Here is a 23,824-nt window from a genome sequence, read left to right on the forward strand (position 1 = left end):
GCCGTCCGGCAGAGGCGGACGCGGTGCATCCGCACAGAACGGCCAGGTAGCCTTTTCCCCGTGCCCCGTCTGTCTGAAGTCATCGCCGCGCTGGAGACCCTGTGGCCTGCCGAGCGGGCCGAGTCCTGGGACGCGGTCGGCACGGTGGTGGGCGACCCCGACCAGGAGGTCACCCGGGTCCTGTTCGCCGTCGACCCCGTGCGGGAGATCGTCGACGAGGCGGTGAAGCTCGGCGCCGACCTGCTGGTCACCCACCACCCGCTCTACCTGCGCGGGACGACCACGGTCGCGGCGTCCACCTTCAAGGGCCGCGTCGTGCACACACTGATCAAGAACGACATCGCGCTGCACGTGGCCCACACCAACGCCGACACCGCCGATCCCGGTGTCTCCGACGCGCTGGCCGGCGCGCTCGACCTGCGGGTCGTACGCCCCCTCGTGCCGGACCCGACCGACCCGGCGGGCTGCCGGGGCCTGGGCCGGGTCTGCGAACTCGACCACCCGCTCACCGTGCGCGAGCTGGCCGCCCGGGTCGCCGAGCGGCTGCCCGCCACCGCGCAGGGCATCCGGGTGGCCGGCGACCCCGAGGCCGTCGTCCGCACCATCGCCGTCAGCGGCGGTTCCGGCGACAGCCTGTTCGACCAGGTCCGCGCGGCCGGCGTGGACGCCTTCCTCACCGCGGACCTGCGCCACCACCCGGCCTCCGAGGCCGTCGCCCGAAGTCCTCTCGCGCTGCTCGACGCGGCGCACTGGGCCACCGAGTGGCCCTGGTGCGAGCTGGCCGCAGCCCAGCTCGACGAGATCTCCGACCGTCACGGCTGGGACCTCAGGGTCCATGTCTCCAGGACGGTCACCGACCCCTGGACCGCCCACGCGGCGTCCACCGTCACCACTAACCAATTGGGAGCCCCCAACTGAACGCCGCGCCCGCCGACCAGATCCGACTCCTCGACGTCCAGGCCCTCGACGTCCGCCTGCAGCAGCTCGCGCACAAGCGGAAGTCGCTGCCCGAGCACGCCGAGATCGAGTCGCTGAACAAGGACCTCACGCAGCTGCGCGACCTGCTGGTGGCCGCGCAGACCGAGGAGAGCGACACCGCCCGCGAGCAGACCAAGGCCGAGCAGGACGTGGACCAGGTGCGCCAGCGCGCCGCCCGCGACCAGCAGCGCCTGGACTCCGGCGCGGTCACCTCGCCCAGGGACCTGTCCAACCTCCAGCACGAGATCGCCTCCCTCGCCAAGCGGCAGGGCGACCTGGAGGACGTCGTACTGGAGGTCATGGAGCGCCGCGAGTCCGCGCAGGAGCGGGTCGCCGAGCTGACCGAGCGGGTCGGCTCCGTCCAGTCGAAGATCGACGACGCCACCGCCCGCCGGGACGCCGCGTTCGAGGAGATCGACGGCGAGGCAGCCTCGGTCACCAAGGAGCGCGAGGTCGTCGCCGGCTCCGTCCCCGCCGACCTGCTCAAGCTGTACGACAAGCTGCGCGGTCAGCAGGGCGGCATCGGCGCGGCCAAGCTGTACGCCCGCACCTGCCAGGGCTGCCGCCAGGAGCTGGCGATCACCGAACTGAACGAGATCCGCTCGGCGGCGCCGGACACGGTGGTCCGCTGCGAGAACTGCCGCCGGATCCTGGTGCGCACCGCCGAGTCGGGCCTGTAAGGAGCCGGCGCGGTGCGGGAGTTCATCGTCGAGGCGGACGGCGGGTCACGGGGCAACCCGGGGCCCGCGGGCTACGGCGCCGTGGTGAGCGACGCGGTCACGGGGGAGACCCTGGCCGAGGCGGCCGAGTACCTCGGCGTCGCCACGAACAACGTCGCCGAGTACCGGGGCCTCCTCGCCGGCCTCCGCACCGCCCACGCCCTGGACCCCACCGCCCGGGTGCACGTCCGGATGGACTCCAAGCTGGTCGTCGAGCAGATGTCGGGCCGCTGGAAGATCAAGCACCCCGGCATGAAGCCCCTGGCGGCGGAGGCGAACAGCGTCTTCCCGCCCGGTCAGGTCACCTACGAGTGGATCCCCCGTGCCCGGAACACCCACGCCGACCGGCTCGCCAACGAGGCCATGGACGCGGGCGCACGAGGCGAACAGTGGTCCGCGACCGGCGACGACATCGAGGCCGAAGCCGTTCGCGAGGCGACGGCCACGGCGGAGACACGGGCGGCCGCGGCCCTGGCCTCGGGTGCGGGCGTGACCGGCGTGGCCGCGCCCGGTGACGACGACGCCGCGGCCGCGGGCGATCATGCCGCTCGCGCGAAGCCGGGAGTGGGGGAGCAGCCCCCCAGCCCCACCGCACCCCAGCCCTCCGGCGTCGCCGAGCGGTCGCAGGCACCCGGCTGGAGCGCCGCCCCCGACCTGGGCGCCCCCGCCACCTTCGTCCTCCTCCGCCACGGCGAAACCCCCCTCACCCCCCAGAAGCGTTTCTCCGGCAGCGGCGGCACCGACCCCTCCCTCTCCGACGCGGGCCGGGAACAGGCCCAGCGGGCGGCCGCCGCACTGGCGAGGCGCGGCACCATCCAGGCCGTCGTCGCCTCACCCCTCGCCCGCACCCAGGAGACCGCCCGCATCGTCGCCGCCCGCCTCGGCCTGGACGTGACGGTCGACGAGGGGCTCAGGGAGACGCACTTCGGCGCCTGGGAGGGGCTCACCTTCGGCGAGGTCCGCGAGCGCCACCCGGACGACCTCAACGCCTGGCTCGCCGACCCGGAGGCCCACCCCACCGGCGGCGGCGAGAGCTTCGCGGAGACGGCCACCCGCGTCGCGGCCACCCGGGACAAGCTGGTCGCGGCCCACGCCGGCCGCACGGTCCTGCTGGTCACCCACGTCACGCCGATCAAGACCCTGGTCCGGCTCGCCCTGGGCGCCCCGCCGAAGTCCCTGTTCCGCATGGAACTCTCCGCCGCGTCCCTGTCCGCGGTGGCGTACTACGCGGACGGCAACGCGAGCGTACGGCTGTTCAACGACACGTCCCATCTGCGTGCCTGAGCCTGTCCGGGCCTGATCCGGACGAGAGGCCCTGACCGAGGCCCGCGTCCCCGAGCCCCGCCGCGCCCCGCGCCAGTTCCTCGATCCGCCCCCAGTCCCCGGCGGCCATCGCATCCGCCGGGACCATCCAACTGCCGCCCACGCAGCCGACGTTGGGCAGGGACAGATACTCGGGCGCGGTCGCGGGACCGATCCCGCCCGTCGGGCAGAAGCGGGCCTGCGGCAACGGCCCTGCCAGCGACCTGAGATAGGCCGTGCCGCCCGCGGCCTGCGCCGGGAAGAACTTCATCTCCCGCACCCCGCGTTCCAGCAGCGCCACGACCTCCGATGTGGTGGACACCCCGGGCAGGAACGGCACCCCGGACCCGCGCATCGCCTCCAGCAGCGCGTCCGTCCACCCCGGACTCACCAGGAACCGGGCCCCGGCCGCCACGCAGTCGTCCACCTGCTCCGGGGTGAGGACCGTACCCGCCCCGACCACCGCGTCCGGCACGGCACCGGCGATCGCCCGGATGGCGTCCAGCGCGGCGGGCGTCCGCAGCGTCACCTCGATGGCGGGCAGCCCCCCGGCCACCAGCGCGCGCGCCAGCGGGACGGCGTCGGACACGTCCGACACCACCAGGACCGGCACGACGGGCGCGAGATCCAGTACGGAGGCAGCCGAACCGGAGGGCAGCGGTGAGGTCATGACCTCATCGTGCCCAGGAGCCGCATCCTCCGCAATGGGCGTTGCGCATGCTGCAACGGCAGGCGACGGCCGTGCTCAAGCGGCGGTGCTCAAGCGGCAGTGCTCAGTGGACGGCCGTGCTCAGTGGACCTCCTCCACCAGCACGTCCAGCGCCCATGGCTTCCCCGCCGTGCCCGGCGCCTGCGCCTCCACCGCGTAACCGAGGTCCCGCAGCGCCACCACCAGCTCGGCGGGGTCCTTCGGAGCGGTCCCGGCCGACAGCAGGCTCCGTACGATCCGGCCCTTCGTGGCCTTGTTGAAGTGGCTGACGACCTTCCGGGTCGGCGCGTGCAGCACTCGCACGGTCGCGGTCCGCCCGGCGACCTCACCCTTGGGCTTCCAGGCCGCCGCGTACGCGGCCGAGCGCAGGTCGAGCACCAGGCCCCGGCCCGCCGCCTCGGGCAGCACCCCGGCCATCGGCGCCCGCCAGTGCCCCGCCAGCGCGCCGAGCCCCGGCAGCTTCACGCCCATCGAGCAGCGGTAGGAGGGGATGCGGTCCGTCACGCGCACCGCGCCCCACAGCCCCGAGAAGACCAGCAGCGAGCGCGCCGCCCGCTTCTTCGCCGCCGCGTCCAGCGAGGCCAGGTCCAGGGCGTCGTACAGCACACCGGTGTAGATCTCCCCGGCGGGCCGGGCCCCGGCCGTGCGCAGCCCGGCGTTCTTCGCCACCTCGCCGCGCAGCCCCTCGCTGAGCCCGAGCACCTCGCGTGCCTTCTCCTCGTCGGCGGCGCACAGCTCGACCAGTTCCGCCAGCACCGCCTCCCGCGCCTCGGCCAGCCCCGGCAGGGACAGCGACTCCGGCTTCAGCGGAGCGCCACGGCCCGAGGACGCCTTTCCTTCCGAGGGCGGCAGCAGGACAAGCACGCGTACTCCTTCTCATCGGTTCAGCGCCAGCGTACGGGGTGCTGCGCACGCCCCCTCGCCCTACGCTCGACACATGCCCCGCCGCAAGATCCGGCTGACCGGCGCCCCCGAGGCCCCGCTGCGGGCCGCCCTCGCCGCGCTCCGCGCCGAACTCGGCGTCCCGGAGGACTTCCCGCCCGAGGTGCGGGAGGAGGCCGAGCGTGCGGCGAAGAACCCCGTACTGCCCGCGCACGACGCCACCGAGCTGCCCTTCTTCACCCTCGACCCGGCCACCTCCACCGACCTCGACCAGGCGATGCACCTGTCCCGGCAGGGCACCGGCTACCGGGTCAGGTACGCCATCGCCGACGTCGCCGCCTTCGCCGTACCCGGCGGCGGGCTGGACGCGGAGACCCACCGGCGGGTGAACACCCTCTACTTCCCCGACGGGCGGGTCCCGCTGCACCCCGCCGTGCTCAGCGAGGGCGCCGCGAGCCTGCTGCCCGACCGGACCCGGCCGGCCGTGCTGTGGACGGTCGACCTGGACGCGGAGGGCCGCATCGTCACCGTCGACGTGCACCGGGCCCTGGTCCGCAGCCGCGCCAAGCTCGACCACGCGGGCGTCCAGCGGCAGATCGACGGCGGCACCGCGGAGGAGCCGGTGGCGCTGCTCAAGGAGATCGGCCGGGCCAGGCAGCGGCTGGAGACCGAGCGCGGCGGCATCTCCCTCGACGTCCCCGAGCAGGAGATCACCGAGCGGGACCACACCTACCAGCTCTCCTACCGCGCCCCGCTGCCCGCCGAGGGCTGGAACGCCCAGCTCTCCCTGCTGGCCGGAATGGCCGCCGCCGACCTGATGCTCGCGACCGGCACCGGCATCCTGCGCACCGTGCCCGCAGCACCCGACGGCGCCGTGGCCCGGCTGCGCCGCACGGCCACCGCCCTGCGCATCGACTGGCCGCACCACGTCTCCTACGCGGCCCTGCTGCGCACCCTCGACCCGCACGAACCGCGCCACGCGGCCTTCCTCCAGGAGTGCACCACCCTGCTGCGCGGCGCCGGCTACACGGTGTTCCAGGACGGCGTCCTGCCCCCGATCACCACCCACGCCGCCGTCGCCGCCCCCTACGCCCACTGCACGGCCCCGCTGCGCCGCCTCGCCGACCGCTACGCCTCGGAACTCTGCCTCGCGGCCGTCGCCGGGGAGACCCCGCCCGCCTGGGTGCGCACCGCACTCGACGCCCTGCCCGGGCGGATGGCCGAGGGCATCCACCGAGCGGCCACGGTCGAGCGCGAGTGCGTCGACCTCGTCGAGGCGGCCCTGCTCAAGGACCGCGTCGGAGACGTCTTCGAGGGCTTCGTGGTCGACCTCGCCGACCACCACCCGGACATCGGCACCGTGCAGCTGGAGTCCCCGGCCGTCATCGGCCGCGTCGAGGGCGGCCACCTGCCCCTCGGCGAGCGGCTCCGGGTCCGCCTCACCCGGGCGGACCCGGGAACGGCGAAGGTTCTCTTCACTCCCGCCTGAGCCATTCGGCGCGGGCTCGCCGGGCGAACGGCCCAGCGCCTGACGAGGGCCCCGCTGCTGTGCCACGATCGAGGGAACGGTTCCCGATCTCTCGGACAGGTGATCCTGGGATGTCCCACTCTGGCGACCGACCCAAGGAGGGGCGTGACATGACCGCCGTGGCACACGAGCCCACCACGCCGGCCGAAGGCCTGCTGGACATCTTCCTGTCCCTCGACACCCCGGAGGGCTTCCGAGCCGAACTGATCGAGGGGGAGATCGTCGTGACACCGCCGCCGGACGGGGAGCACGAGAAGTACATCAGCCGGATCGTGCGGCAAGTGATCAAACGATCACGGATCGACATGGACTTCTCCGGGAACAAGGGGCTCAAGCTGAAGAGCGGGGGCGCCTGCCCGAAGAATCACGTCATCCCGGACGTCACATTCGGCGCCTTGAGTCTCGATCTCTTCGGGAGTGCCGACTCCTGGATGCCCTGCGACGGCGTCGCCATGGTCCTTGAGGTGACGTCCAGCAAGCCGGAGGCCGACCGGGAGACCAAACGCCGCTGCTACGCCCGCGCGGGCATCCCGGCCTATCTGCTCGTCGACCGCGAGACCGGCATGGTGACGCTGTTCAGCGAGCCGGAGAACGAGGACCACCTGCGGCGGGTCCGGCGTTCCTTCGGTGACCCGCTGTCGCTGCCGGAGCCGTTCGCCTTCGAGCTGGACACCGCGGACTTCATCTGACCGGCGGCGGAATCGGACGCCCCGCGCGCCCGGTACCATGGTCGGCACGGCAGACGAGTCGGGCGGGCGGCCGCGTGAAGTTCCCACGAGGGGCTTCCCGAGGAACGTCCGGGCTCCACAGGGCAGGGTGGTGGCTAACGGCCACCCGGGGTGACCCGCGGGACAGTGCCACAGAAAGCAGACCGCCGGGGGCTTCGGCCCTCGGTAAGGGTGAAACGGTGGTGTAAGAGACCACCAGTGCCCAGGGTGACCTGGGCAGCTAGGTAAACCCCACCTGGAGCAAGGTCAAAAGGAGCGCGGTAACACGCGCTCTGCGCGGACGTTTGAGGGCTGCCCGCCCGAGTCCGCGGGTAGACCGCACGAGGCCGGTGGCAACACCGGTCCTAGATGGATGGCCGTCGCCCCGGGGCCCGCGAGGACCCCGGGGAACAGAACCCGGCGTACAGCCCGACTCGTCTGCCCCTACCGCCCGGCGCGGCCTGCAACCCACGAACATCTCCCGAGCGCGGCCGCGCGGCGGCACCCCGCGGGCCGGGGCGATAAAGGGAGTGCGCCTGTTCGAGCCGCTGCGATACGTTCCTGCCTGTTCGAAGGGGGAGCCGAAGTGGCGAAACTGAACCAGATCATCGCTGTCGAGAAGGGTGTCAAGAGCAAGACGCTCCAGGACATCACCGCCGCGCACCACAAGGTGCAGAAGCCGGCTCTGCTGGCCGGCATCTCGCGCACGTACCAGCCGAAGGACGAGGAGGGCGAGCAGCTTCCGCCCGAGTCCACGCGCGTGCAGGTGCAGGGCGAGGACGTGCTGCGGGAGATGTCCGCGTCGCTCACCCGGCTCTTCGACGTGACCGCCACCAAGGACTGGGCGAACTGCGCGGCCCGCGCGGACGTCACGGTCGACGGCCGCACCGTCGTCGCCGACGTCCCGGTCAGCTACCTGCTCTTCCTGGAGAAGCAGCTCACCGACCTGCACACGTTCGTCCGCAAGCTCCCCACCCTCGACGCCGCCGAGTCCTGGTCCCACGACCCGTCGACGGACTGGTGGAAGACGGACCCGGTCCGCACGATCCGGACGAAGAAGGTCCCGCGCAACCACGTCAAGGCGGAGGCGACCGAGAAGCACCCGGCGCAGGTCGAGGTGTACTACGAGGACGTGCCCATCGGGTACTGGACGACCGTGAAGTTCTCCGGAGCGCTCCCGGCGCGACGGGTGAACGAGCTGCTGGAGCGGGTGGAGAAGCTCCAGCAGGCGGTGAAGTTCGCCCGTGAGGAGGCCAACGGCACCGAGGTCACCGACCAGCGGGTCGGCGACGCCGTGTTCGGCTACCTGTTCGGCTGACACCGGCCGACGAGTAGCATCCATGATCGCCCCCGCGTGCGAGCGCGGGGGTGCGCGAAGGGCGCGGGCCGGACTGAGGACCGGTTCGCGCGATGAGCGCAAGCTGACACTGAAGTTCAGCCTGAAACACGCGGTGACAGTGGAGGTTCGAGTCCTCCCCCCGGCACAGCGGCACCAACGGGCCGGGGTAGCCCAACATGGCAGAGGCAGCCGCGGTCAATCTCAGACTCTCGCTCCAGTCTCAGCATCGCCGCCGATCGCCGGATCGAACGGGGCCGGACGAACGCCGTCGGATGCGAGTTCGAATCTCGCCTGCACCTTTTACGCGGTGCGGTAGTTCAAAGGAAGAACACGACCGCATGATGACTGATCCGTCCTCTTAAACGCCGCCGGCGTGCGCAATTGGGTGGCATCCCCAGGGGCCCGGGAGCTGGATACGACTCCCGGGCTCCGCCACGTCCCGGCTCCGCCGGGCGGGTCGTGCACTGCGTCAGCACCAGCGGGTGTGCGGGCAGTTCCGGTCCCGGTCGTCGTCGCCGGACGATCCTCCGGAGCCGTCCGCGCCGCGCGGGCAGCCGTTCGGTTCACGCCGACGGCTCCAGTGGCCGCTCACGCACGCGCGTCAGGTGCCGCTCGAAGACCTCCCGCGCCTCCGGCGTCAGGGTGCGCAGGGCGACCAGGGCGGTGATGGCCACGTCGCAGAGTTCCGACTGGACGTCGTCCCACGTGTGGGTGACGCCCTTGCGGGGGTTCTGGCCGGTCGCGCCGATGACGGCCTCGGCCACCTCGCCGACCTCCTCGGAGAGTTTGAGGATGCGCAGCAGTACGCCCTCCGGGCCCGGGTGCACGCGGGTGGCCTCCAGACGGGCCCAGAGTTCGTCCACGGCCGGCCAGAGGCCGGGGGTGGGACCGGCGGAGCCGGTGGTGTCGGCGGTGTCGGCGGTGTCGGCGGTGTCGGCGGTGTCCTGATGGGTCATGCCGCGCAGACTGCCATGCCGCCGCGCGGCGCTGCTCCGCTACTGCTCGAAAGGGCTCCTACTCCTCGAACAGAGCCTCCTGCTCGCCTTCCTTCTGCTGCCGCAGCCGCCGGTTCCGGGCGCCCACCACCACGGCCGTCGCCGCCGCCGTCACGCCCAGGGCCACCGGCACCATCCAGCCGCGGTCGAAGACGTGGTGGAAGGCGTGGTCGAGGGAGAGGCGGCCGGGGCCGGTGATGGCGATTCCGGCCGCGGCCAGGCCCAGGGACGCCGCGTGCTCGTAGCCGCCCTCCTGGGCGAAGAAACCGTTGGGCATGTGCACCGCCGACGCCCCGGCCATCGCGCCGGCCGCCGCCGCGCCCGCCGCCGGGGTCGCCAGGCCCAGCGCCAGCAGGGTGCCGCCGCCGGCCTCGGCCAGGCCCGCCGCCGTCGCGCTCGCCTTGCCCGGCGCGTAGCCGACGGACTCCATGAACTGGCCGGTGCCTTCCAGGCCGTGCCCGCCGAACCAGCCGAACAGCTTCTGCGCGCCGTGCGCGGCCAGTACCCCGCCGGTTCCCAGCCGGAGCAGCAGCAGGCCCACGTCGCGTCGGTCGTAACAGGTCACGGTGACTCTCCATCAGCAGGCGACAGGTCCCCCTCCGCGTTCCCACCGTCGCACCCCTCACCCCACCGGGCGCGCCCTGGATGGCGTTCGGGTGGCGGCGGCGGGGGACCGGTGTGAGCCTGACGCCATGACCATTCAGCCAGCCAAGCTGCGCGATCCGGCGGTCCGGGCGTTCGTCCACGCCGTCAACGCCCACGACCGCGACAGCTTCCTGTCCCTCCTCGCGCCCGACGCGACGATGGCCGACGACGGCTCGGACCGCGACGTCGCCGACTGGATCGACCGGGAGATCTTCTCCTCCCACGGCCACATGGAGGTCGACAACGAGTCCAACGGCGGCCACACGCTCCTCGCCCGCTACCGCAACGACACCTGGGGCGAGATGCGCACCCGGTGGACCTTCACCGTCGGGGACGACGGGCGGATCTCGCGGTTCGAGACCGGGCAGGCGTAGCCGGCGCGAGGGTACGAGCCGCCTCGGCGGGGCCCGTCCGTACGCGTGCGCATGTGCGGGTGCACGCCCGAGGGCCGCTCGCCGTCACGGAGCCGGCCGAGGCCGGCCGGCTGCCGGGGTGACGAGCGGTCCTTCGGGCCGGCCCGGCGGATCGACGGCCGGTCAGTGGCCGTATCCGCCGAACCGTTGCTGTGCGTACTGCTGTTGCGCGGCGTCCCGCCGCACCGCTGTCCCCTGTTCCGCCAGCGTGATCCGGCCCGCCTCGATGGTGGCCAGGCGCGGGGCGCGACGGGCTATGGAGGAGTCGTGCTGCCCGCCTTGGGAGCCGAACGCGCCTTGGTGACCGTCATGTCGGTGCCGAGGCCGTACAGCGATTTCAGGACCTTGTCCTGAGCCTGCGTCATACCGGCCGACACCGAGCTGACGGTGATGACCAGCGCGATACCGAGCGCCAGACCCATCGCGATCACCAGAGCGGCCTTCTTGCGGCGGCTCAGCTCGCGCTTGAGATAGATGCCAAACATCCCGTTCCTCGAAAGGTTCTTGGCGCCCGCTGTGGGCGCGGCCACAAGCTAGGGAGGAACCTTTGAGAGGGCCTGGGTAAAGGATGTGCAAGGGCTGAGAAGGCGGGTGACTCACCGGATTCTCATGGGAGGGCAAATTCCGACGCTTCCCCGGCTCCTGCGGACAAACCCCTGTTCGAGGCGGTGTACGGTCCCGGGGTGCGTGATTGTTCCCGGCTCAGCCGGCGTGCCGCCCTCGGGCTGACGGCCGCCGCCCTTCCCCTGTCCGCGGCCGCCCCGGCCGCCGCCACCACCGTCGTGGGCGGTGAGCGGCTGGCGCGTGGCGGAGTCCAGGTACGCGGCGCCTCAGGGCTGCCCAGGAAGCTCGACGCCCGCGCGTGGCTCGTCGCCGACGGCGAGAGCGGTGAGGTGCTCGCCTCGTTCAACGCGCACCGGCGCCTCGCCCCCGCGTCCACGCTGAAGATGCTCTTCGCGGACACCGTGCTGAGGAAGTTCGACCGCACCGAGCGGTACAAGGTCACCGACGAGGACCTGGCCGACGTCCCGGCCGGCTCCAGCCTGGTCGGCATCAAGCCCGGCATCACGTACACCGTCGAGCAGTTGTGGCAGGGGGTGTTCCTGCGCTCCGGCAACGACGCGGTGCACGTGCTGTCGCACATGAACGGCGGCATGGCGAAGACGGTCGCCGAGATGCAGGCCAGGGCGGAGGACCTGCAGGCCCTGGACACCCGGGTGGTCAGCCCCGACGGCTTCGACCACAAGGGGCAGCTCTCCTCGGCGTACGACCTCACGCTGTTCGCCCGGCACGGCCTGAAGGACGCCGACTTCCGGGGCTACTGCGGCACCCGGACCGCCGACTTCCCGGCGGGCGGCAAGAAGACCTTCCAGATCCAGAACACCGACCGTCTGCTCACCGGGGCATGGGGCCTCGAGGTGTACGAGGGCCTGATCGGCGTGAAGAACGGCTACACCAGCCACGCCGGGAACACCTTCACCGGTGCGGCCACCCGGGGCGGCCGCACCCTGCTGGTCACCGTGATGCACCCCCACGTCGGCGGCAACGCGGTCTACGAGCAGACCGCCGCGCTGCTCGACTGGGGCTTCAAGCACGGGAGTTCGGCACAGGCGGTGGGCGCGCTGGTCGAACCGCTCAGCGCGGGCGGGGCGAGCGCGAGTCCCGCGCCGGGCACGGCCCGGAAGGCGGCACAGGCGGCGGGCGCCCCCGGGGCGGCGTCAGGGCACCCCTCGTCGTGGCGGCTGCTGGAGGGCGCCGCCGGCTCCGCGGCCCTGCTGGGCGCGGGGGCGTGGGCGCTGCGCCGGCGGCTGACCCGGGGCGGGGCGGCGGCCGGTGGCGAGGCACGGCCGGAGAGCGGATCCGGCGGACGCCACCGGGTCTGAACCACAAGAAGCCGGCGGAGTCGTGGAAAGCGGTCCGCGGCAGCCGTTCCGCCGGCCGGTGCGCACCCCGCGGTCGCCCGCGGGGCCCACCCCCGACCTGCGGCCGGTGGAACGGCTGCCGTCTCCCCCCTCGGTATGGCTACGGAACCCCCGCGCTCCAAGTGTGAAGCTCTTGTGGAGAAAAGTTGACCATATGCGGCCGATCGGCCGCAATACCGCGGATGTTCGAATTGCGGTGGCCCAACCGGCCTCAGCCGCGCCCGATGTAGGGCATGGCGGTCGCCAGCACGGTCGCGAACTGCACGTTCGCCTCCAGCGGCAGCTCGGCCATGTGCCGCACGGTGTGCGCCACGTCCGCCACGTCCATGACCGGCTCGGGAGCGGTCCGCCCGTCGGCCTGCAGCGCGCCGGTCTCCATCCGGGCCGTCATCTCGGTGGCCGCGTTGCCGATGTCGATCTGGCCCACGGCGATGCGGTACGGCCGCCCGTCCAGCGACAGCGACTTGGTCAGGCCGGTCAGGGCGTGCTTGGTCGCGGTGTAGGCGACCGACATCGGCCGGGGCGTGTGGGCGGACACGGAGCCGTTGTTGATGATCCGGCCGCCCCGCGGGTCCTGCTCCTTCATCCGCCGGTACGCCGCCTGCGCGCACAGGAACGCCCCGTTGAGGTTGGTGTCCACCACGTGCCGCCAGGCCTCGTAGGGCAGGTCCTCGACCGGCACCCCGCCGGGTCCGAAGGTGCCCGCGTTGTTGAACAGCAGGTCCACCCGGCCGAACCGTTCGACGGTCGCCGTGAAGAGCGCTTCCACGTCCTCGGGCCGGGACACGTCGGTGCGCACCGCGAGCCACGGGCCCCCCGCCGCCCGCGCGGCCGTCTCCTCGAGCGTCTCCGTGTGCCGGCCGGCCAGGACCACCGACCAGCCGGCGCGCAGCAGTTCCACGGCGACGGCCCGCCCGATGCCGGAACCGGCGCCGGTCACCACCGCGATCTTCGATTCCCTGTCAGTCATGGCTCCGCAGCGTAGGCGGCGGGTCCGCCATGCGGAATCGGCTGTCCGCCATACGGTTGGAGCCGTGCGGCAGCCGGGCAGGATCGGGCGGAAGCAGGCAGGTCCTAACCGGCGGCCGCGGCCGCGGTCACGGCCTCCCCGGGGTACCGCACGCCGGTCCGCTCCCGGATCGCGTCCAGCGTGCGCATCACGGCGAGGCTGCCGTCCAGCGGCACCAGCGGCGACTCCCGCTCACCCGCCCGCAAAGCCCGCATCACCTCGGCCGCCTCGTGCCGCAGGCTGGTGCGCGGCCCGTCGGCCGGGTCCGCGGTGAACTCCTCGGAGTCGCGGCCGTCCCGGTGCAGCACGAAACGCTCGGGGTGGAAGAACCCGGTGGGGATGTCGATCCGGCCGAGGGAGCCGGTGACCGAGGCGGTGGTCCCGGTACCCCCGGCGATGGAGCAGTGCAGCGAGGCCAGCGCGCCGCTCTCCCAGGAGAGCAGGGCGCCGGTCTGGAGGTCGACGCCCTCCGCCGAGAGCACCGCGCTCGCGGCGACGGCGTCCGGCTCGCCGAGCAGCAACTGCGCGAACGACACCGGATACACCCCGAGGTCCAGCAGCGACCCGCCCCCGAGCTCCGGATCCCGCAGCCGGTGCGCCGCCGGGAACGGGCCCGCGAGACCGAAGTCGGCCTGCACGGTGCGGACTTCACCGATCGCCCCGTCGTCCACCAGCGCCTTCAGCCGCCGCACCAGCGGGTTGCAGTACATCCACATCGCCTCCATCAGGAAGCGGTCGTGCTCCTTGGCCAGCGCCACCAGCTCCCCGGCCTCGCGGGCGTTGAGCGTGAACGCCTTCTCGCACAGCACGTTGCGCCCGGCCGTCAGGCACAGCCCGGCCGCGGCCCGGTGCGCCGCGTGCGGGGTGGCGACGTACACGACATCGATGTCCGGGTCCGCGGCCAGCGACTCCCAGTCGCCGTAGGCCCGGGTCACCCCGAACCGCTCGGCGAACGCCTCGGCCGGCTCCCGCCTGCGCGAGGCCACGGCCACGATCTCCGCGTCCGGCAGATCCACCAGATCCGCCGCGAAGGCGGCCGCGATCCCGCCCGTCGCCAGGATCCCCCACCGCACGCTCCGCTGCCCCATCCCGCCCCGCCCTCGCTCATGTGTACCTCGGCAGTGTGTACGAGCTGAGAGCATAGGTGCCGCAACTGCACGAGAGGGAGGCGCGCATGCGGGAGGACACCGCGGCATCGGCACCGGAAACGGCGCGTTCGGCCGGTACCGCCCGGCCCGCGACCGGAACCGCGCCCGCCGGCCTGCTCCTCGTGCTCCTCCTCGGCGGCCTCACCGCGACCACTCCGCTGGCGATGGACATGTACCTCCCCTCGCTGCCGGAGGTCACCCGCACGCTGCACGCCCCCGCCGCCACCGTCCAGCTCACCCTCACCGCCTGCCTGGCCGGCATGGCCCTCGGGCAACTGGTCGTGGGGCCGATGAGCGACCGCTGGGGGCGCCGCCGGCCGCTCCTGGGCGGCCTCGCCGTCTACCTCGTCGCCACCGCCCTGTGCGCGCTCGCGCCCAACGTCGAGACCCTGGTGGGACTCCGGCTGGCACAGGGCCTCGCCGGCTCGGCCGGGATCGTCATCGCCCGGGCCGTCGTACGCGACCTCTACGACGGCCTGGCCATGGCCCGCTTCTTCTCCAGCCTGATGCTGGTCTCCGGGGTCGCCCCGATCGTGGCGCCGCTGATCGGCGGCCAGATCCTGCGGGTGACGGACTGGCGGGGCGTGTTCGTCGTCCTCACCGTGGCCGGCGCCGCACTCACCGCCCTGGTCTGGGCGCGGCTGCCCGAGACCCTGCCGCCCGCCCGCCGGCACCAGGGCGGAGTGGGGGAGGCGCTGCGCGCGATGCGCGGCCTGCTCGCCGACGCGCCGTTCAGCGGCTACCTGCTGGCCGGCGGCTTCGCCTTCGCCTCGCTGTTCGCCTACGTCAGCGCCTCGCCGTTCGTCGTGCAGGAGATCTACGGCGCCTCCCCGCAGACCTTCAGTCTGCTCTTCGGCCTCAACTCGGTCGGGCTGATGATCACCGGGCAGATCAACGGCAAGCTGCTGGTCGGCCGGGTCGCCCTGGAGAAGGTGCTCGCCGTCGGCCTGGCGGTGACCGTGCTCGCGGCGGCCGCCCTGCTGCTGATGTCCGCCGGGGCCTTCGGCGAGGTGGGCCTGGTCCCGGTCGCCGCCGCGCTCTTCGTGCTGATGTCGGCGATGGGCATCACCCTGCCCAACGCCCAGTCCCTCGCCCTGCTGCGCACCCGGCACGCCGCGGGATCCGCCTCCGCGCTGCTCGGCACCTCCTCCTTCCTGATCGGCGCGGTCGCCTCCCCCCTGGTCGGCGTCGCCGGGGAGCACACCGCCGTGCCCATGGCGGTCGTCCAACTGGCGGGTGCGTTGGTCGCGGTGGCCTGCTTCGTGGGACTGTGCCGTCCGTGGAGGGCACGTACGGGGCCGGAGGGAGACCAGAACTGAGCACGCCGAGACTGCGCCCCGGTACACCCGAACGAGCCGGGCTCGACCCCACGGAACTCGGGCACCTGGCCGACGAGGTGCACGCCCTGACCGCCGGAGTGCGCCCCTGGGCGGCCGGTGCCGTCGTGCTGGCCGGACGCGGGCCGGTGGTCGCCGTCGCCGAGGCCGCCGGCTGGGCGGTGCGCTACGCCTCCTACGACGCCGAGTCCGGCACCGGTGTCGAACTGCCGGCCGCCGAACGGGTCCCGGCCGGCCTCGGCACCCCCTTCGACTTGGCCTCCCTCACCAAGCTGTTCACGTCCGTCGCCGCCGTGCAGCAGATCGAGCGCGGCACCCTCGGCATGGACGCCCGGGTCGGCGCCTACCTGCCCGAGTTCACCGCCGCCGCCGAACACGGCATCACCGTGCGGCAGTTGCTCACCCACACCTCTGGACTGCGGCCCGAACTCCCACTGTACGACCGCCCCGACGCGGACGCCCGGCTGGCGATGCTGCGGGCCGAGGCGCCGGCCGCGGCACCCGGCACCTACCTCTACTCGGACCTGAACATGATCCTGCTCCAGTTCGTCCTGGAGCGGATCACCGGCCGGCGTCTGGACGTACTGATCGAGGACGGCATCACCCGCCCGCTCGGGATGACGGCGACCGGCTTCGGACCGTGCCCCGGCGCGGCGGCCACCGAGGACCAGCGGCTGCCGTGGGCCAAGGCGGACCGGGGGATGCTGCGGGGCGCGGTGCACGACGAGAACGCCTGGGCGCTCGGCGGGGTGGCGGGCCACGCGGGCCTGTTCTCCACCGCGCCGGACCTCGCGGTGTTCTGCCGGGCCATGCTGGGGGGCGGCGCGTACGGCCCCGCCCGCATCCTCGGCCCCGACTTCACGGAGCTCCTGCTGACCCCGCCCGGCCTGGGTTTCGCCGTGGACCAGCCGTGGTTCATGGGCGAGCTCGCGGGCCGGGGAGCGGCGGGCCACACCGGCTTCACCGGAACCTCCCTGGTCCTGGACCCCGCCACGGACACCTTCCTGGTCCTGCTGGCGAACACGGTCCACCCCCGCAGACGCCTGCCGGACAGCAGACCGAGAGCGACCATGGCGACCCTCCTGTCCCGGGCCGTCCGCGGGGCGTGAGCGGCAAGCACCCCAGCGCCGCCGCCGCGTCCGCCCGGGCGCCGCGGGTGTGGGCTCGCCGGGCACCGCGGCGTCACCGCTCCCACCGGGACCGACCCCCGCCGGGCAGCTGAGAGAATCGCGGGGTGAACGCCCCAGTCTCCCCAGCCGACGCCCTCCGCGCCTCCGTCACCGCGCTGCTCGACGGGCTTCCGCCCAGGCAGGCCGCCGGGGCCGTGGAGCGGCTGATCGCCAGCTACCGGGGCGACACCCCCACCCACGCCCCGATCCTGCGCGACCGCGCCGACGTGGCCGCGTACGCCGCCTACCGGATGCCCGCCACCTTCGAGGCGGTCCGCTCGGCGCTGGAGGCGTTCGCGGACGCCGTGCCCGGCTGGGCACCCGGCAGCCATGTGGACGTCGGCGGCGGCACCGGAGCGGCGACCTGGGCGGTGACCGCCACCTGGGACGGGACCCGGCCGGTGACCGTGCTCGACTGGGCCGAACCCGCGCTCGCCCTCGGCCGGGAGATCGCCGCCGCCAACCCGGCCCTGCGCGACGCCCGCTGGGAACGCGCCCGGATCGGCGCGGCGCTCACCCTCGACCCCACCGATCTCGTCACCGTGTCGTACGTCCTCAACGAACTCGCCGAGGCCGACCGCGCCGCCCTCGTGGACGCCGCCGCGGCCGCCGCGCGGGCCGTCGTGATCGTGGAGGCCGGTACGCCCGCGGGTTACGAGCGCGTCATCGAGGCCCGCGACCGCCTCGTCCGCGCCGGATTCCGGGTGGCCGCGCCCTGCCCGCACAGCGCCGCCTGCCCCATCGTCCCCGGCACGGACTGGTGCCACTTCTCCGCCCGGGTCAGCCGCTCCTCGCTGCACCGGCAGGTCAAGGGCGGCTCCCTGCCGTACGAGGACGAGAAGTTCAGCTACGTGGCCGCCACCCGGCTGCCCGCCGAGCCGGCCCCGAACCGGGTGGTCCGGCGCCCCCAGATCCGCAAGGGGCAGGTGCTGCTGGACCTGTGCGAGGCGGAGGAGCGGCTGAGCCGTACGACCGTCACCAAGCGCCACGGCGGTCTGTACCGGGCGGCCCGGGACGCCGACTGGGGCGACCCCTGGCCGCCGCAGGACCCGCCCGGGTAGCCCGCCGGGCTTGTTAGCGTCAGCCCATGGTCAAGAAGCCCGCCCCCGACGCCACCCGGCGCAGTGAGAAGTCCCGCCGGGCGATCTACGCCGCCGCCCTCGCCCTGGTCGGCGAGACCGGCTACCGCAGGACCACCGTCGAGGGCATCGCCGCCCGCGCCGGCGTCGGCAAGCAGACCATCTACCGCTGGTGGACGTCGAAGGCGGACGTGCTGCTGGAGGCGTTCCTGGACCTCGGGGAGCAGGCGGCCCGGGCGGCGGGACAGCAGCCGTACACCCTCCCCGACACCGGCGACCTCGCCGCCGACCTGAAGACGGTGCTGCGGGCCACGGTGGACGAACTGCTCGACCCGCGCTTCGAGACGCCCGCCCGCGCACTGGCCGCCGAGGGCCTGGTCGACGAGCAGCTCGGCCGCGAGTTCGTCGACAAGCTCCTGCGGCCCCAGCTCCAGCTCTACGTGGACCGGCTGCGCTCGGCGCAGGACACCGGCGCGGTGCGCGCCGACCTCGACCCGCGCATCGCCCTGGAGCTCTTCGTCTCCCCGCTGGCCCAGCGCTGGCTCCAGCGCACCGGCCCGATCTCCTACGACTACACGGACACCCTGGTCGACTACGCCCTGCACGGCCTGGCCCCGCGCTGACCTCCTGTGAGGCGCGTCTCGTCCGGTTTCTCCGGATGGCCCCGGTGACACCCCGAAGCGCAGGAAGATGGGACGATGAGGCATGCTGTCCGCACCAGGCGAGGCAAGGGGACAGATGAGCGCGACGTTCGGCGGCCGTAGCGGCCGGCAGGGCAAACTCTCCCAGTGGCTGCGCGGACGCCGCCCGAAGGAGACCGCCGACCCCGGCGGCCGTGAGGCCCTGCTGCTCGACGCCGCCGCCGCGGGCCTGCCACTGGCGCCCGCCGCGCACCCCGGGACCGGCTACGGCTGTTCCTGCGACCGCGTCGGCTGTCCCACCCCGGCCCGGCACCCGGTGTCGTTCGCCTGGCAGACCCAGTCCACCACCGACCGCGCCCAGATCGAGCGCTGGGCCCGGCACCAGCCGCAGGCCAACTTCATCACCGCCACCGGCATGGTGCACGACGTCCTGGACGTCCCCCTGGAGGCCGGCCGGGAGGCGCTGGAGCGACTGCTCGACGCCGGTGTGGAGGTCGGGCCGGTCGCCGAGAGCGACGACGGCCGCATGATGTTCTTCACCCTCACCCGGGGCACCCCCGAGGACGAGGACGAGTGGTGGCCCTGCGAGCTGGACTGCCACCCCGAGACCATGGACGAGCATCCGGGCCTGCGCTGGCACTGCCGCGGCTCCTACGTCCTCGTACCGCCCGCCCGGCTGCCCGGTGGCGACGGGGAGCGGGGGCTGCGCTGGCTGCGCGGCCCGGAGCACCCGCTGCCCGACCCGCTGACCCTGCTGGAGACGCTGACCGACGCCTGCGCCCGCCACACCGGCGACCCCGCGGGCACCGCCTGGCCCCTGCGGCACTGAACCGGGCCGGGCCCTCGCCGGGCCCGGGCGCGGGCTACTCGCCCTGCGCCGCCGTCAGCCCCTGGACCCGCCCCAGCACCGACACCCGGCCGCTGCCCACCGGGTCGAGGGCGGCCTCGTTGGCGATGATCTCCAGCGTCAGCGACTGCTTGATCTCGCCCTTGGTCAGGGCCTGCACATCCCGGTTCGGGGTGGGCACCGACGTGCCCGCGGCGGCGGTCTGCTTCTCGTAGTGGTGCGTGGTGAAGAACACCAGCGCCCCGCCGTCCGCCGTGCGCAGCGCGAGCGGCGCGTAGTCGCCGCTGGTCAGCGGCTCGTCGATGAACTGCCGGACCAGGCCGGGCCGCTTCGCCAGTTTCTCGCGGTTCGCGCGCAGGGTGCTGGTGTACGGGCCGTCCGCGAAGGTGTTCCCGCCGCTCTTGAACTGGCTCGCGTAGCCCTTGCTCAGCTCGGCGGGCGGCACGGCGAGACCTCCGGAGCCGGCCGGCACGGCCTCGGCATAGCCGTCCGCGTCCTTCTTGAACTCCGGTACGTCTCCCTGCGCCACCAGCGTCAGATACGCCACCTGCCACGGCTCACCGAGGCCGTCCCGGGTGAACACCAGCAGCCAGCGGGCGTTGCCGCCCTTGTTGCCCTTGGCGTCCGCGACGAACCAGCGCGGCCAGCCGGCCTTCTTCGGGATCGTGAACTTCGCGTCCGTCAGCTCCAGCGGCGAGTGGTTCGCGTTGCCCGACGGGCTGTTGGCGTGCCCGGCCTTCAGCCGGGCGCCGTCGATGTCGGCGAGGGCGCCGGTGACGTACTTCGCGTCCAGGGAGCGGTCGTAGGCCTTGTCGGCCCTGTTGTAGGCGTCCGTGAACTGCCGTAGCGCCTTGGCGGCCTCGGCGCGGCCGGCGGCCGGGAGCACCTCGCGCTCCCCGTGCACCACCACGCATCCGCTCGCCGTCAGCGACAAAGCGGTCAGCGAGGCCGCTATGAGTGCGTTCCGGTCACGCCTGCGAAGCCCGCGACGACTGCGATCCCTGCTCATGAGGTGCCTTCACCCTCCCCTTCCCGGAGGCGAACCCTACCGGGACGGGAAGGCGCGCGGACGGCCGGTTCCCGTACTGTGCCGTCCCGTTGCCCGGGCCGGTCACTCGGACGCCGGGACCTTGCCTCCGGCGGGAGCCGCCGTGCCCCGCCCGCTGCCGCGCAGCCGGGCGCGGAACTCGGGGGTGAGCAGGAAGACGGTCAGCGTCGGCACCAGGTAGAGGGCCCACACCGTGAGCTGGACGACCGTGGGGTCCGGCTGGAAGTTGAGCACGCCCTTGAGGAGGGTGCCGTACCAGCTGTCCGGCGGGATCGTGCCGCTGATGTCGAAGGCCAGGTGGTTGATGCCCGGGATCCAGCTCGCCTCCTGCAGGTCGTGGAAGCCGTACGCCAGCACGCCCGCCGCGACCACGACCAGCATGCCGCCGGTCCAGGTGAAGAACTTGGCCAGGTTGATCTTCAGGGCGCCCCGGTAGAACAGCCAGCCCAGCAGGACGGCCGTGGCCAGGCCCAGTGCCACGCCGATCAGCGGGCGCGGGGTGCCGTCGCTCGCCGCGTGCACCGAGGCCCACACGAACAGGGCGGTCTCCAGGCCCTCCCGGCCGACGGCCAGGAACGCGGTGGCGACCAGCGCGCCCGTGCCCATCGCGAGGGCCGCGTCCAGCTTGCCGTGCAGCTCCGACTTCAGGTGCCGGGCGGTGCGCCGCATCCAGAACACCATCCAGGTCACCAGGACGACGGCGACGACGGACAGTGTGCCGCCGAGCGCCTCCTGCGCCTGGAACGTCATCTCCTGCGAGCCGAACTCCAGGGCGCAGCCGAAGCCCATCGCGATGGCGACGGCGATGCCGATGCCCATCCAGATCGGCTTCAGGGCGTCCCTGCGGCCGGTCTTGACCAGGTAGGCGATCAGGATGCAGACGACGAGCGATGCCTCCAGGCCCTCGCGCAGACCGATCAGGTAGTTGGAGAACACGGGCTACGCCTCCTTCTGGAACAGCGAGCGGCCCCACCAGTCGCCGGTGTCCCGGACGCCCGGGGGAACCGCGAAGACCGCCGAACCCACGTGCTGGATGTACTCGTTGAGCGCGTCCTGCGCGGACAGCCTGCGCTGCAGCGGGATGAACCCCTTGCGCACGTCCCGCTGGTAGGCGAGGAAGAACAGGCCGGCGTCGAGGCGCCCGAGGCCGTCGGTGCCGTCCGTGAAGGAGTAGCCGCGGCGCAGGATGGTGATGCCGTCGTTGGAGTCGGGGTGCGCGAGCCGCACGTGCGAGTCCGGCTTCATCGCCTTCAGGAACGGCTCGTCGTGCTCCTTGGCCTTGCCGACCGGGGCGCCCTCGCGCTTGTCGCGGCCGAAGACGTCCTCCTGCTCCTGCAGCGAGGTCCGGTCCCAGGTCTCCACGTTCATGCGGATGCGCCGGGCGACCAGGTAGGACCCGCCCGTCATCCAGTCCGGCCCGTCCCCGTCGCCGGCCCACACGAACTTCTTCAGGCGATCGCTCTCGGTTCCGGCGATGTTGCGGGTGCCGTCCTTGAACCCGAAGAGGTTGCGCGGGGTCTGGGCGCCCGGGGTGGTCGACGAGGTCTTGCCGAAGCCGAGCTGGGACCAGCGGATGGCGACCTTGCCGAAGCCGATCCTGGCCAGGTTGCGGATGGCGTGCACGGCGACCTGCGGGTCGTCCGCGCAGGCCTGGATGCACAGGTCGCCGCCGCTGCGGGTCTTGTCCAGGTTGTCGCCGGGGAAGGCGGGCAGATCGACCAGGGCGGCCGGCCGCCGGTCGTGGAGGCCGAACCTGTCGAAGAACGACGGCCCGAACCCGATGGTCAGCGTCAGCCGGGACGGCTTGAGTCCGAGGGCCTCGCCGGTGTCGTCCGGCGGCGCCTCGGCGAGCCCGCCGTAGGCGCCCTCGCCGACGGTCTTCCCGGAGGTCATCCGCCGGGCCGCGTCCGTCCAGTCCTTCAGCAGCTGTACGAACGCGTCGCGGTCGTCGGTCTTCACGTCGAACGCGGCGAAGTGCAGCCGGTCCTGCACGGGGGTGGCGATGCCGGCCTGGTGGGTGCCGTGGAACCGCACCGCCCCGCCCGCCTCGGCCGAGGCGGGGTCGATGTCGTCGCCCACCTTGGCCATCGCCATCCCGCCGCCGGCCGCGGCGGCCCCGAGCGCCAGCCCGGCACCTCCCCAGCCGATCAGCGCCCGGCGCGACGGACTGCCGTCGCGGGGCTCCTGGGTCCGTCCGGTCTCCTGGGTCTCGGTCATCGCCTTGTCCCCCCTGCTCACTTCACGACGGCGGCGGCGAGCTTGGACAGCGGCTCGGCGAGCGCGTTCACCGCGTCCGACAGCTCCTTGCGCTGCTCCCCGGTGACCTTGTCGTAGGCGGTGAACTCGTAGGAGTTCTTGTCGGAGCGGTACTTGTCGAGCACGGCGTTCAGCGCCGTGAACTGCTTGTCCAGCTCCTTGGCCAGCGCCGGGTCGTTCTTGGCGGCGACCGGCTTCAGCAGCTCGTAGGCCTTCTGCGCGCCCTCGACGTTGCCCTTGAAGTCGACCAGGTCGGTGTGGGCGTAGCGGTCCTCCTCACCGGTGACCTTGCCGGTCGCGACCTCGTCCAGCAGCTCCTTGGCGCCGTTGGCCATGGAGGACGGGGTGATCTCCGCCTTGCCGACCCGGTTCTGCCAGTCCTCGAGGTCGGTGACGAGCTGACCGGCGAGGGTCTTCTCCTCGGCGCCGATCTTCCCGTCCTTCCACAGGGCCTTCTCCAGCCGGTGCCAGCCGGTCCACTTCTGGCCCTCCTCCAGTCCGTCCTCGCGGACGTCGACCTTCGGGTCGATGTCGCCGAAGGACTCGGCGACCGGCTCGGTGCGCTCCCAGCCGAGGCGGGAGAGCGGGTACGCCTTCTTGGCGGCCGCCACGTCGCCGGCCTTGACCGCCTTGACGAAGGTCTCCACGCGCGGCAGCGTCTCGTCGGCCTGGTCCTGCGCGTACTGCCGGTAGTCGGCGACCGCCTTGTCCAGCCTGGGATCGCGCTCGGCCGTCTTGCCGCCGCCGGTGACGGTGAGCTTCTGCCGGACGCCGTGGCCCTTCATGCCGGGGCGGCAGGCGATCTCGTACGCGCCCGCCTTGACCTCGGCGGTCAGCGTGTACTTGGTGCCCGGGCCGATGTTCTCCTTCTCGGAGACGATCCGGTCGTCCGGGAAGACGATCTCCACCTCGGTGGCCTTGGAGCCCTTGTTCTCTATCTTCAGCGTGACCTGGCCGGCCGGCACGGACTTGGCCGAGGTGTCGCACTTGGAGTCGGCGGCGGTGACCTCGATGGCCTTGCCGTCCTTGGCATCGCTCTTCGCGGTGCAGGCCGAGAGGGCGGTCAGAGCGGCCACGGCGGTGGCGGCGGTGACGGTCAGTCGGGCGGCTCGCATGCAGGCTCCAAGGCGGCTCTGGTGTGGTGAGGCTGA

23 protein-coding genes, 1 other RNA gene and 2 pseudogenes are annotated in these 23,824 nt (G+C 73.0%); 14 read left to right on the forward strand and 12 right to left on the reverse strand.

What is annotated here, in order from left to right:
• Window positions 1-60 precede the first annotated feature (60 nt).
• The 3 genes from AB0924_RS08285 to AB0924_RS08295 are packed head-to-tail and all read left to right on the forward strand — an operon-like array spanning window position 61 to window position 2,981.
• Entirely contained in the window at window positions 61-918 is an 858-nt protein-coding gene (locus AB0924_RS08285) for a Nif3-like dinuclear metal center hexameric protein (protein WP_358927140.1), read from the forward strand.
• Window positions 915-1,658: a C4-type zinc ribbon domain-containing protein gene (locus tag AB0924_RS08290; protein ID WP_366910999.1), complete on the forward strand. Its 744-nt coding sequence runs from the start codon at window positions 915-917 to the stop codon at window positions 1,656-1,658. The genes AB0924_RS08285 and AB0924_RS08290 overlap by 4 nt, the downstream gene beginning before the upstream one ends.
• 12 nt (window positions 1,659-1,670) lie before the next feature.
• The gene (locus AB0924_RS08295; protein WP_366910969.1) at window positions 1,671-2,981 is read left to right on the forward strand and encodes a bifunctional RNase H/acid phosphatase; all 1,311 of its coding nucleotides are present in this window, start codon (window positions 1,671-1,673) and stop codon (window positions 2,979-2,981) included.
• Here AB0924_RS08295 and eda read toward each other — a convergent pair.
• Both eda and yaaA read right to left on the reverse strand, forming a co-directional pair.
• On the reverse strand, window positions 2,953-3,669 hold the full coding sequence (gene eda, locus AB0924_RS08300; protein WP_366910970.1) for a bifunctional 4-hydroxy-2-oxoglutarate aldolase/2-dehydro-3-deoxy-phosphogluconate aldolase: 717 nt from the start codon (window positions 3,667-3,669) through the stop codon (window positions 2,953-2,955). The two genes, AB0924_RS08295 and eda, sit on opposite strands and share 29 nt — an antisense overlap.
• A gap of 120 nt (window positions 3,670-3,789) precedes the next feature.
• Window positions 3,790-4,572, reverse strand: coding sequence for a peroxide stress protein YaaA (gene yaaA, locus AB0924_RS08305; RefSeq protein WP_358927137.1), 783 nt, complete (start codon window positions 4,570-4,572; stop codon window positions 3,790-3,792).
• Between the two features lie 73 nt (window positions 4,573-4,645).
• On the opposite strand from yaaA, the gene AB0924_RS08310 reads away from it, so the two are divergent.
• The 4 genes from AB0924_RS08310 (at window position 4,646) to AB0924_RS08325 (ending at window position 8,143) form a co-directional block, all read left to right on the forward strand.
• Entirely contained in the window at window positions 4,646-6,079 is a 1,434-nt protein-coding gene (locus tag AB0924_RS08310) for an RNB domain-containing ribonuclease (RefSeq protein ID WP_366910971.1), read from the forward strand.
• Between the two features lie 149 nt (window positions 6,080-6,228).
• Window positions 6,229-6,807: a Uma2 family endonuclease gene (locus AB0924_RS08315; RefSeq protein WP_366910972.1), complete on the forward strand. Its 579-nt coding sequence runs from the start codon at window positions 6,229-6,231 to the stop codon at window positions 6,805-6,807.
• A gap of 54 nt (window positions 6,808-6,861) precedes the next feature.
• Window positions 6,862-7,266: RNase P RNA component class A (gene rnpB / locus AB0924_RS08320), an RNA gene on the forward strand.
• A 145-nt stretch (window positions 7,267-7,411) separates the two neighbouring features.
• A complete protein-coding gene (locus tag AB0924_RS08325; protein ID WP_358927134.1) occupies window positions 7,412-8,143 on the forward strand; it encodes a hypothetical protein in 732 nt (243 codons plus the stop codon).
• A gap of 584 nt (window positions 8,144-8,727) precedes the next feature.
• Here the strand turns inward: AB0924_RS08325 and AB0924_RS08330 are convergent.
• Together AB0924_RS08330 and AB0924_RS08335 are read right to left on the reverse strand one after the other, a co-directional pair.
• Window positions 8,728-9,120: a MazG-like family protein gene (locus AB0924_RS08330; RefSeq protein ID WP_366910973.1), complete on the reverse strand. Its 393-nt coding sequence runs from the start codon at window positions 9,118-9,120 to the stop codon at window positions 8,728-8,730.
• Window positions 9,121-9,178: 58 nt separating this feature from the next.
• Window positions 9,179-9,724 carry a DoxX family membrane protein gene (locus AB0924_RS08335; RefSeq protein ID WP_358927132.1) on the reverse strand — a complete coding sequence of 182 codons (546 nt, stop codon included), beginning with the start codon at window positions 9,722-9,724 and terminating at the stop codon, window positions 9,179-9,181.
• A 127-nt stretch (window positions 9,725-9,851) separates the two neighbouring features.
• Here AB0924_RS08335 and AB0924_RS08340 point away from each other — a divergent pair, with 127 nt between their 5' ends.
• On the forward strand, window positions 9,852-10,178 hold the full coding sequence (locus AB0924_RS08340) for a nuclear transport factor 2 family protein (protein ID WP_366910974.1): 327 nt from the start codon (window positions 9,852-9,854) through the stop codon (window positions 10,176-10,178).
• A 162-nt stretch (window positions 10,179-10,340) separates the two neighbouring features.
• Here the strand turns inward: AB0924_RS08340 and AB0924_RS08345 are convergent.
• Together AB0924_RS08345 and AB0924_RS08350 are read right to left on the reverse strand one after the other, a co-directional pair.
• Window positions 10,341-10,487: pseudogene (locus tag AB0924_RS08345) on the reverse strand (ABC transporter ATP-binding protein); the annotation flags it as partial.
• An 11-nt stretch (window positions 10,488-10,498) separates the two neighbouring features.
• A pseudogene (locus AB0924_RS08350) lies at window positions 10,499-10,702 on the reverse strand (ABC transporter permease); the annotation flags it as partial.
• 198 nt (window positions 10,703-10,900) lie between these two features.
• Here AB0924_RS08350 and AB0924_RS08355 point away from each other — a divergent pair.
• Complete coding sequence (locus tag AB0924_RS08355; RefSeq protein ID WP_358927130.1) at window positions 10,901-12,100, forward strand: serine hydrolase; 1,200 nt, start codon at window positions 10,901-10,903, stop codon at window positions 12,098-12,100.
• A gap of 250 nt (window positions 12,101-12,350) precedes the next feature.
• Here AB0924_RS08355 and AB0924_RS08360 read toward each other — a convergent pair whose 3' ends face one another.
• Window positions 12,351-13,109, reverse strand: a complete 759-nt coding sequence (locus AB0924_RS08360) for an SDR family oxidoreductase (RefSeq protein WP_358927129.1) — start codon at window positions 13,107-13,109, stop codon at window positions 12,351-12,353.
• Window positions 13,110-13,213: 104 nt separating this feature from the next.
• The gene (locus AB0924_RS08365; RefSeq protein ID WP_366910975.1) at window positions 13,214-14,236 is read right to left on the reverse strand and encodes a Gfo/Idh/MocA family oxidoreductase; all 1,023 of its coding nucleotides are present in this window, start codon (window positions 14,234-14,236) and stop codon (window positions 13,214-13,216) included.
• A gap of 86 nt (window positions 14,237-14,322) precedes the next feature.
• On the opposite strand from AB0924_RS08365, the gene AB0924_RS08370 reads away from it, so the two are divergent.
• From AB0924_RS08370 to AB0924_RS08390, 5 genes are all read left to right on the forward strand, one after another.
• Window positions 14,323-15,615 (forward strand): multidrug effflux MFS transporter, encoded by a 1,293-nt coding sequence (locus AB0924_RS08370; protein WP_358927127.1) that lies wholly within the window; start codon window positions 14,323-14,325, stop codon window positions 15,613-15,615.
• A complete protein-coding gene (locus tag AB0924_RS08375; RefSeq protein ID WP_366910976.1) occupies window positions 15,567-16,742 on the forward strand; it encodes a serine hydrolase domain-containing protein in 1,176 nt (391 codons plus the stop codon). The genes AB0924_RS08370 and AB0924_RS08375 overlap by 49 nt, the downstream gene beginning before the upstream one ends.
• 125 nt (window positions 16,743-16,867) lie before the next feature.
• Window positions 16,868-17,863 carry a small ribosomal subunit Rsm22 family protein gene (locus AB0924_RS08380; protein ID WP_366910977.1) on the forward strand — a complete coding sequence of 332 codons (996 nt, stop codon included), beginning with the start codon at window positions 16,868-16,870 and terminating at the stop codon, window positions 17,861-17,863.
• 26 nt (window positions 17,864-17,889) lie between these two features.
• A complete protein-coding gene (locus AB0924_RS08385; protein ID WP_358927124.1) occupies window positions 17,890-18,504 on the forward strand; it encodes a TetR/AcrR family transcriptional regulator in 615 nt (204 codons plus the stop codon).
• A gap of 115 nt (window positions 18,505-18,619) precedes the next feature.
• Window positions 18,620-19,351 carry a bifunctional DNA primase/polymerase gene (locus AB0924_RS08390; protein ID WP_358927123.1) on the forward strand — a complete coding sequence of 244 codons (732 nt, stop codon included), beginning with the start codon at window positions 18,620-18,622 and terminating at the stop codon, window positions 19,349-19,351.
• Between the two features lie 34 nt (window positions 19,352-19,385).
• On the opposite strand, the gene AB0924_RS08395 is transcribed toward AB0924_RS08390, so the two are convergent.
• The 4 genes from AB0924_RS08395 to efeO form a co-directional block, all read right to left on the reverse strand.
• Window positions 19,386-20,378: a hypothetical protein gene (locus tag AB0924_RS08395; protein WP_366910978.1), complete on the reverse strand. Its 993-nt coding sequence runs from the start codon at window positions 20,376-20,378 to the stop codon at window positions 19,386-19,388.
• A gap of 102 nt (window positions 20,379-20,480) precedes the next feature.
• Entirely contained in the window at window positions 20,481-21,353 is an 873-nt protein-coding gene (efeU, locus tag AB0924_RS08400) for an iron uptake transporter permease EfeU (RefSeq protein ID WP_358927121.1), read from the reverse strand.
• 3 nt (window positions 21,354-21,356) lie between these two features.
• Window positions 21,357-22,634 carry an iron uptake transporter deferrochelatase/peroxidase subunit gene (efeB, locus tag AB0924_RS08405; RefSeq protein ID WP_358927120.1) on the reverse strand — a complete coding sequence of 426 codons (1,278 nt, stop codon included), beginning with the start codon at window positions 22,632-22,634 and terminating at the stop codon, window positions 21,357-21,359.
• Window positions 22,635-22,651: 17 nt separating this feature from the next.
• Window positions 22,652-23,788: an iron uptake system protein EfeO gene (gene efeO, locus AB0924_RS08410; RefSeq protein ID WP_366910979.1), complete on the reverse strand. Its 1,137-nt coding sequence runs from the start codon at window positions 23,786-23,788 to the stop codon at window positions 22,652-22,654.
• Between the last annotated feature and the right edge of the window lie 36 nt (window positions 23,789-23,824).

It is taken from the genome of Streptomyces sp. NPDC047869 (genome assembly GCF_040704065.1).
Classification (GTDB): Bacteria; Actinomycetota; Actinomycetes; order Streptomycetales; family Streptomycetaceae; genus Streptomyces.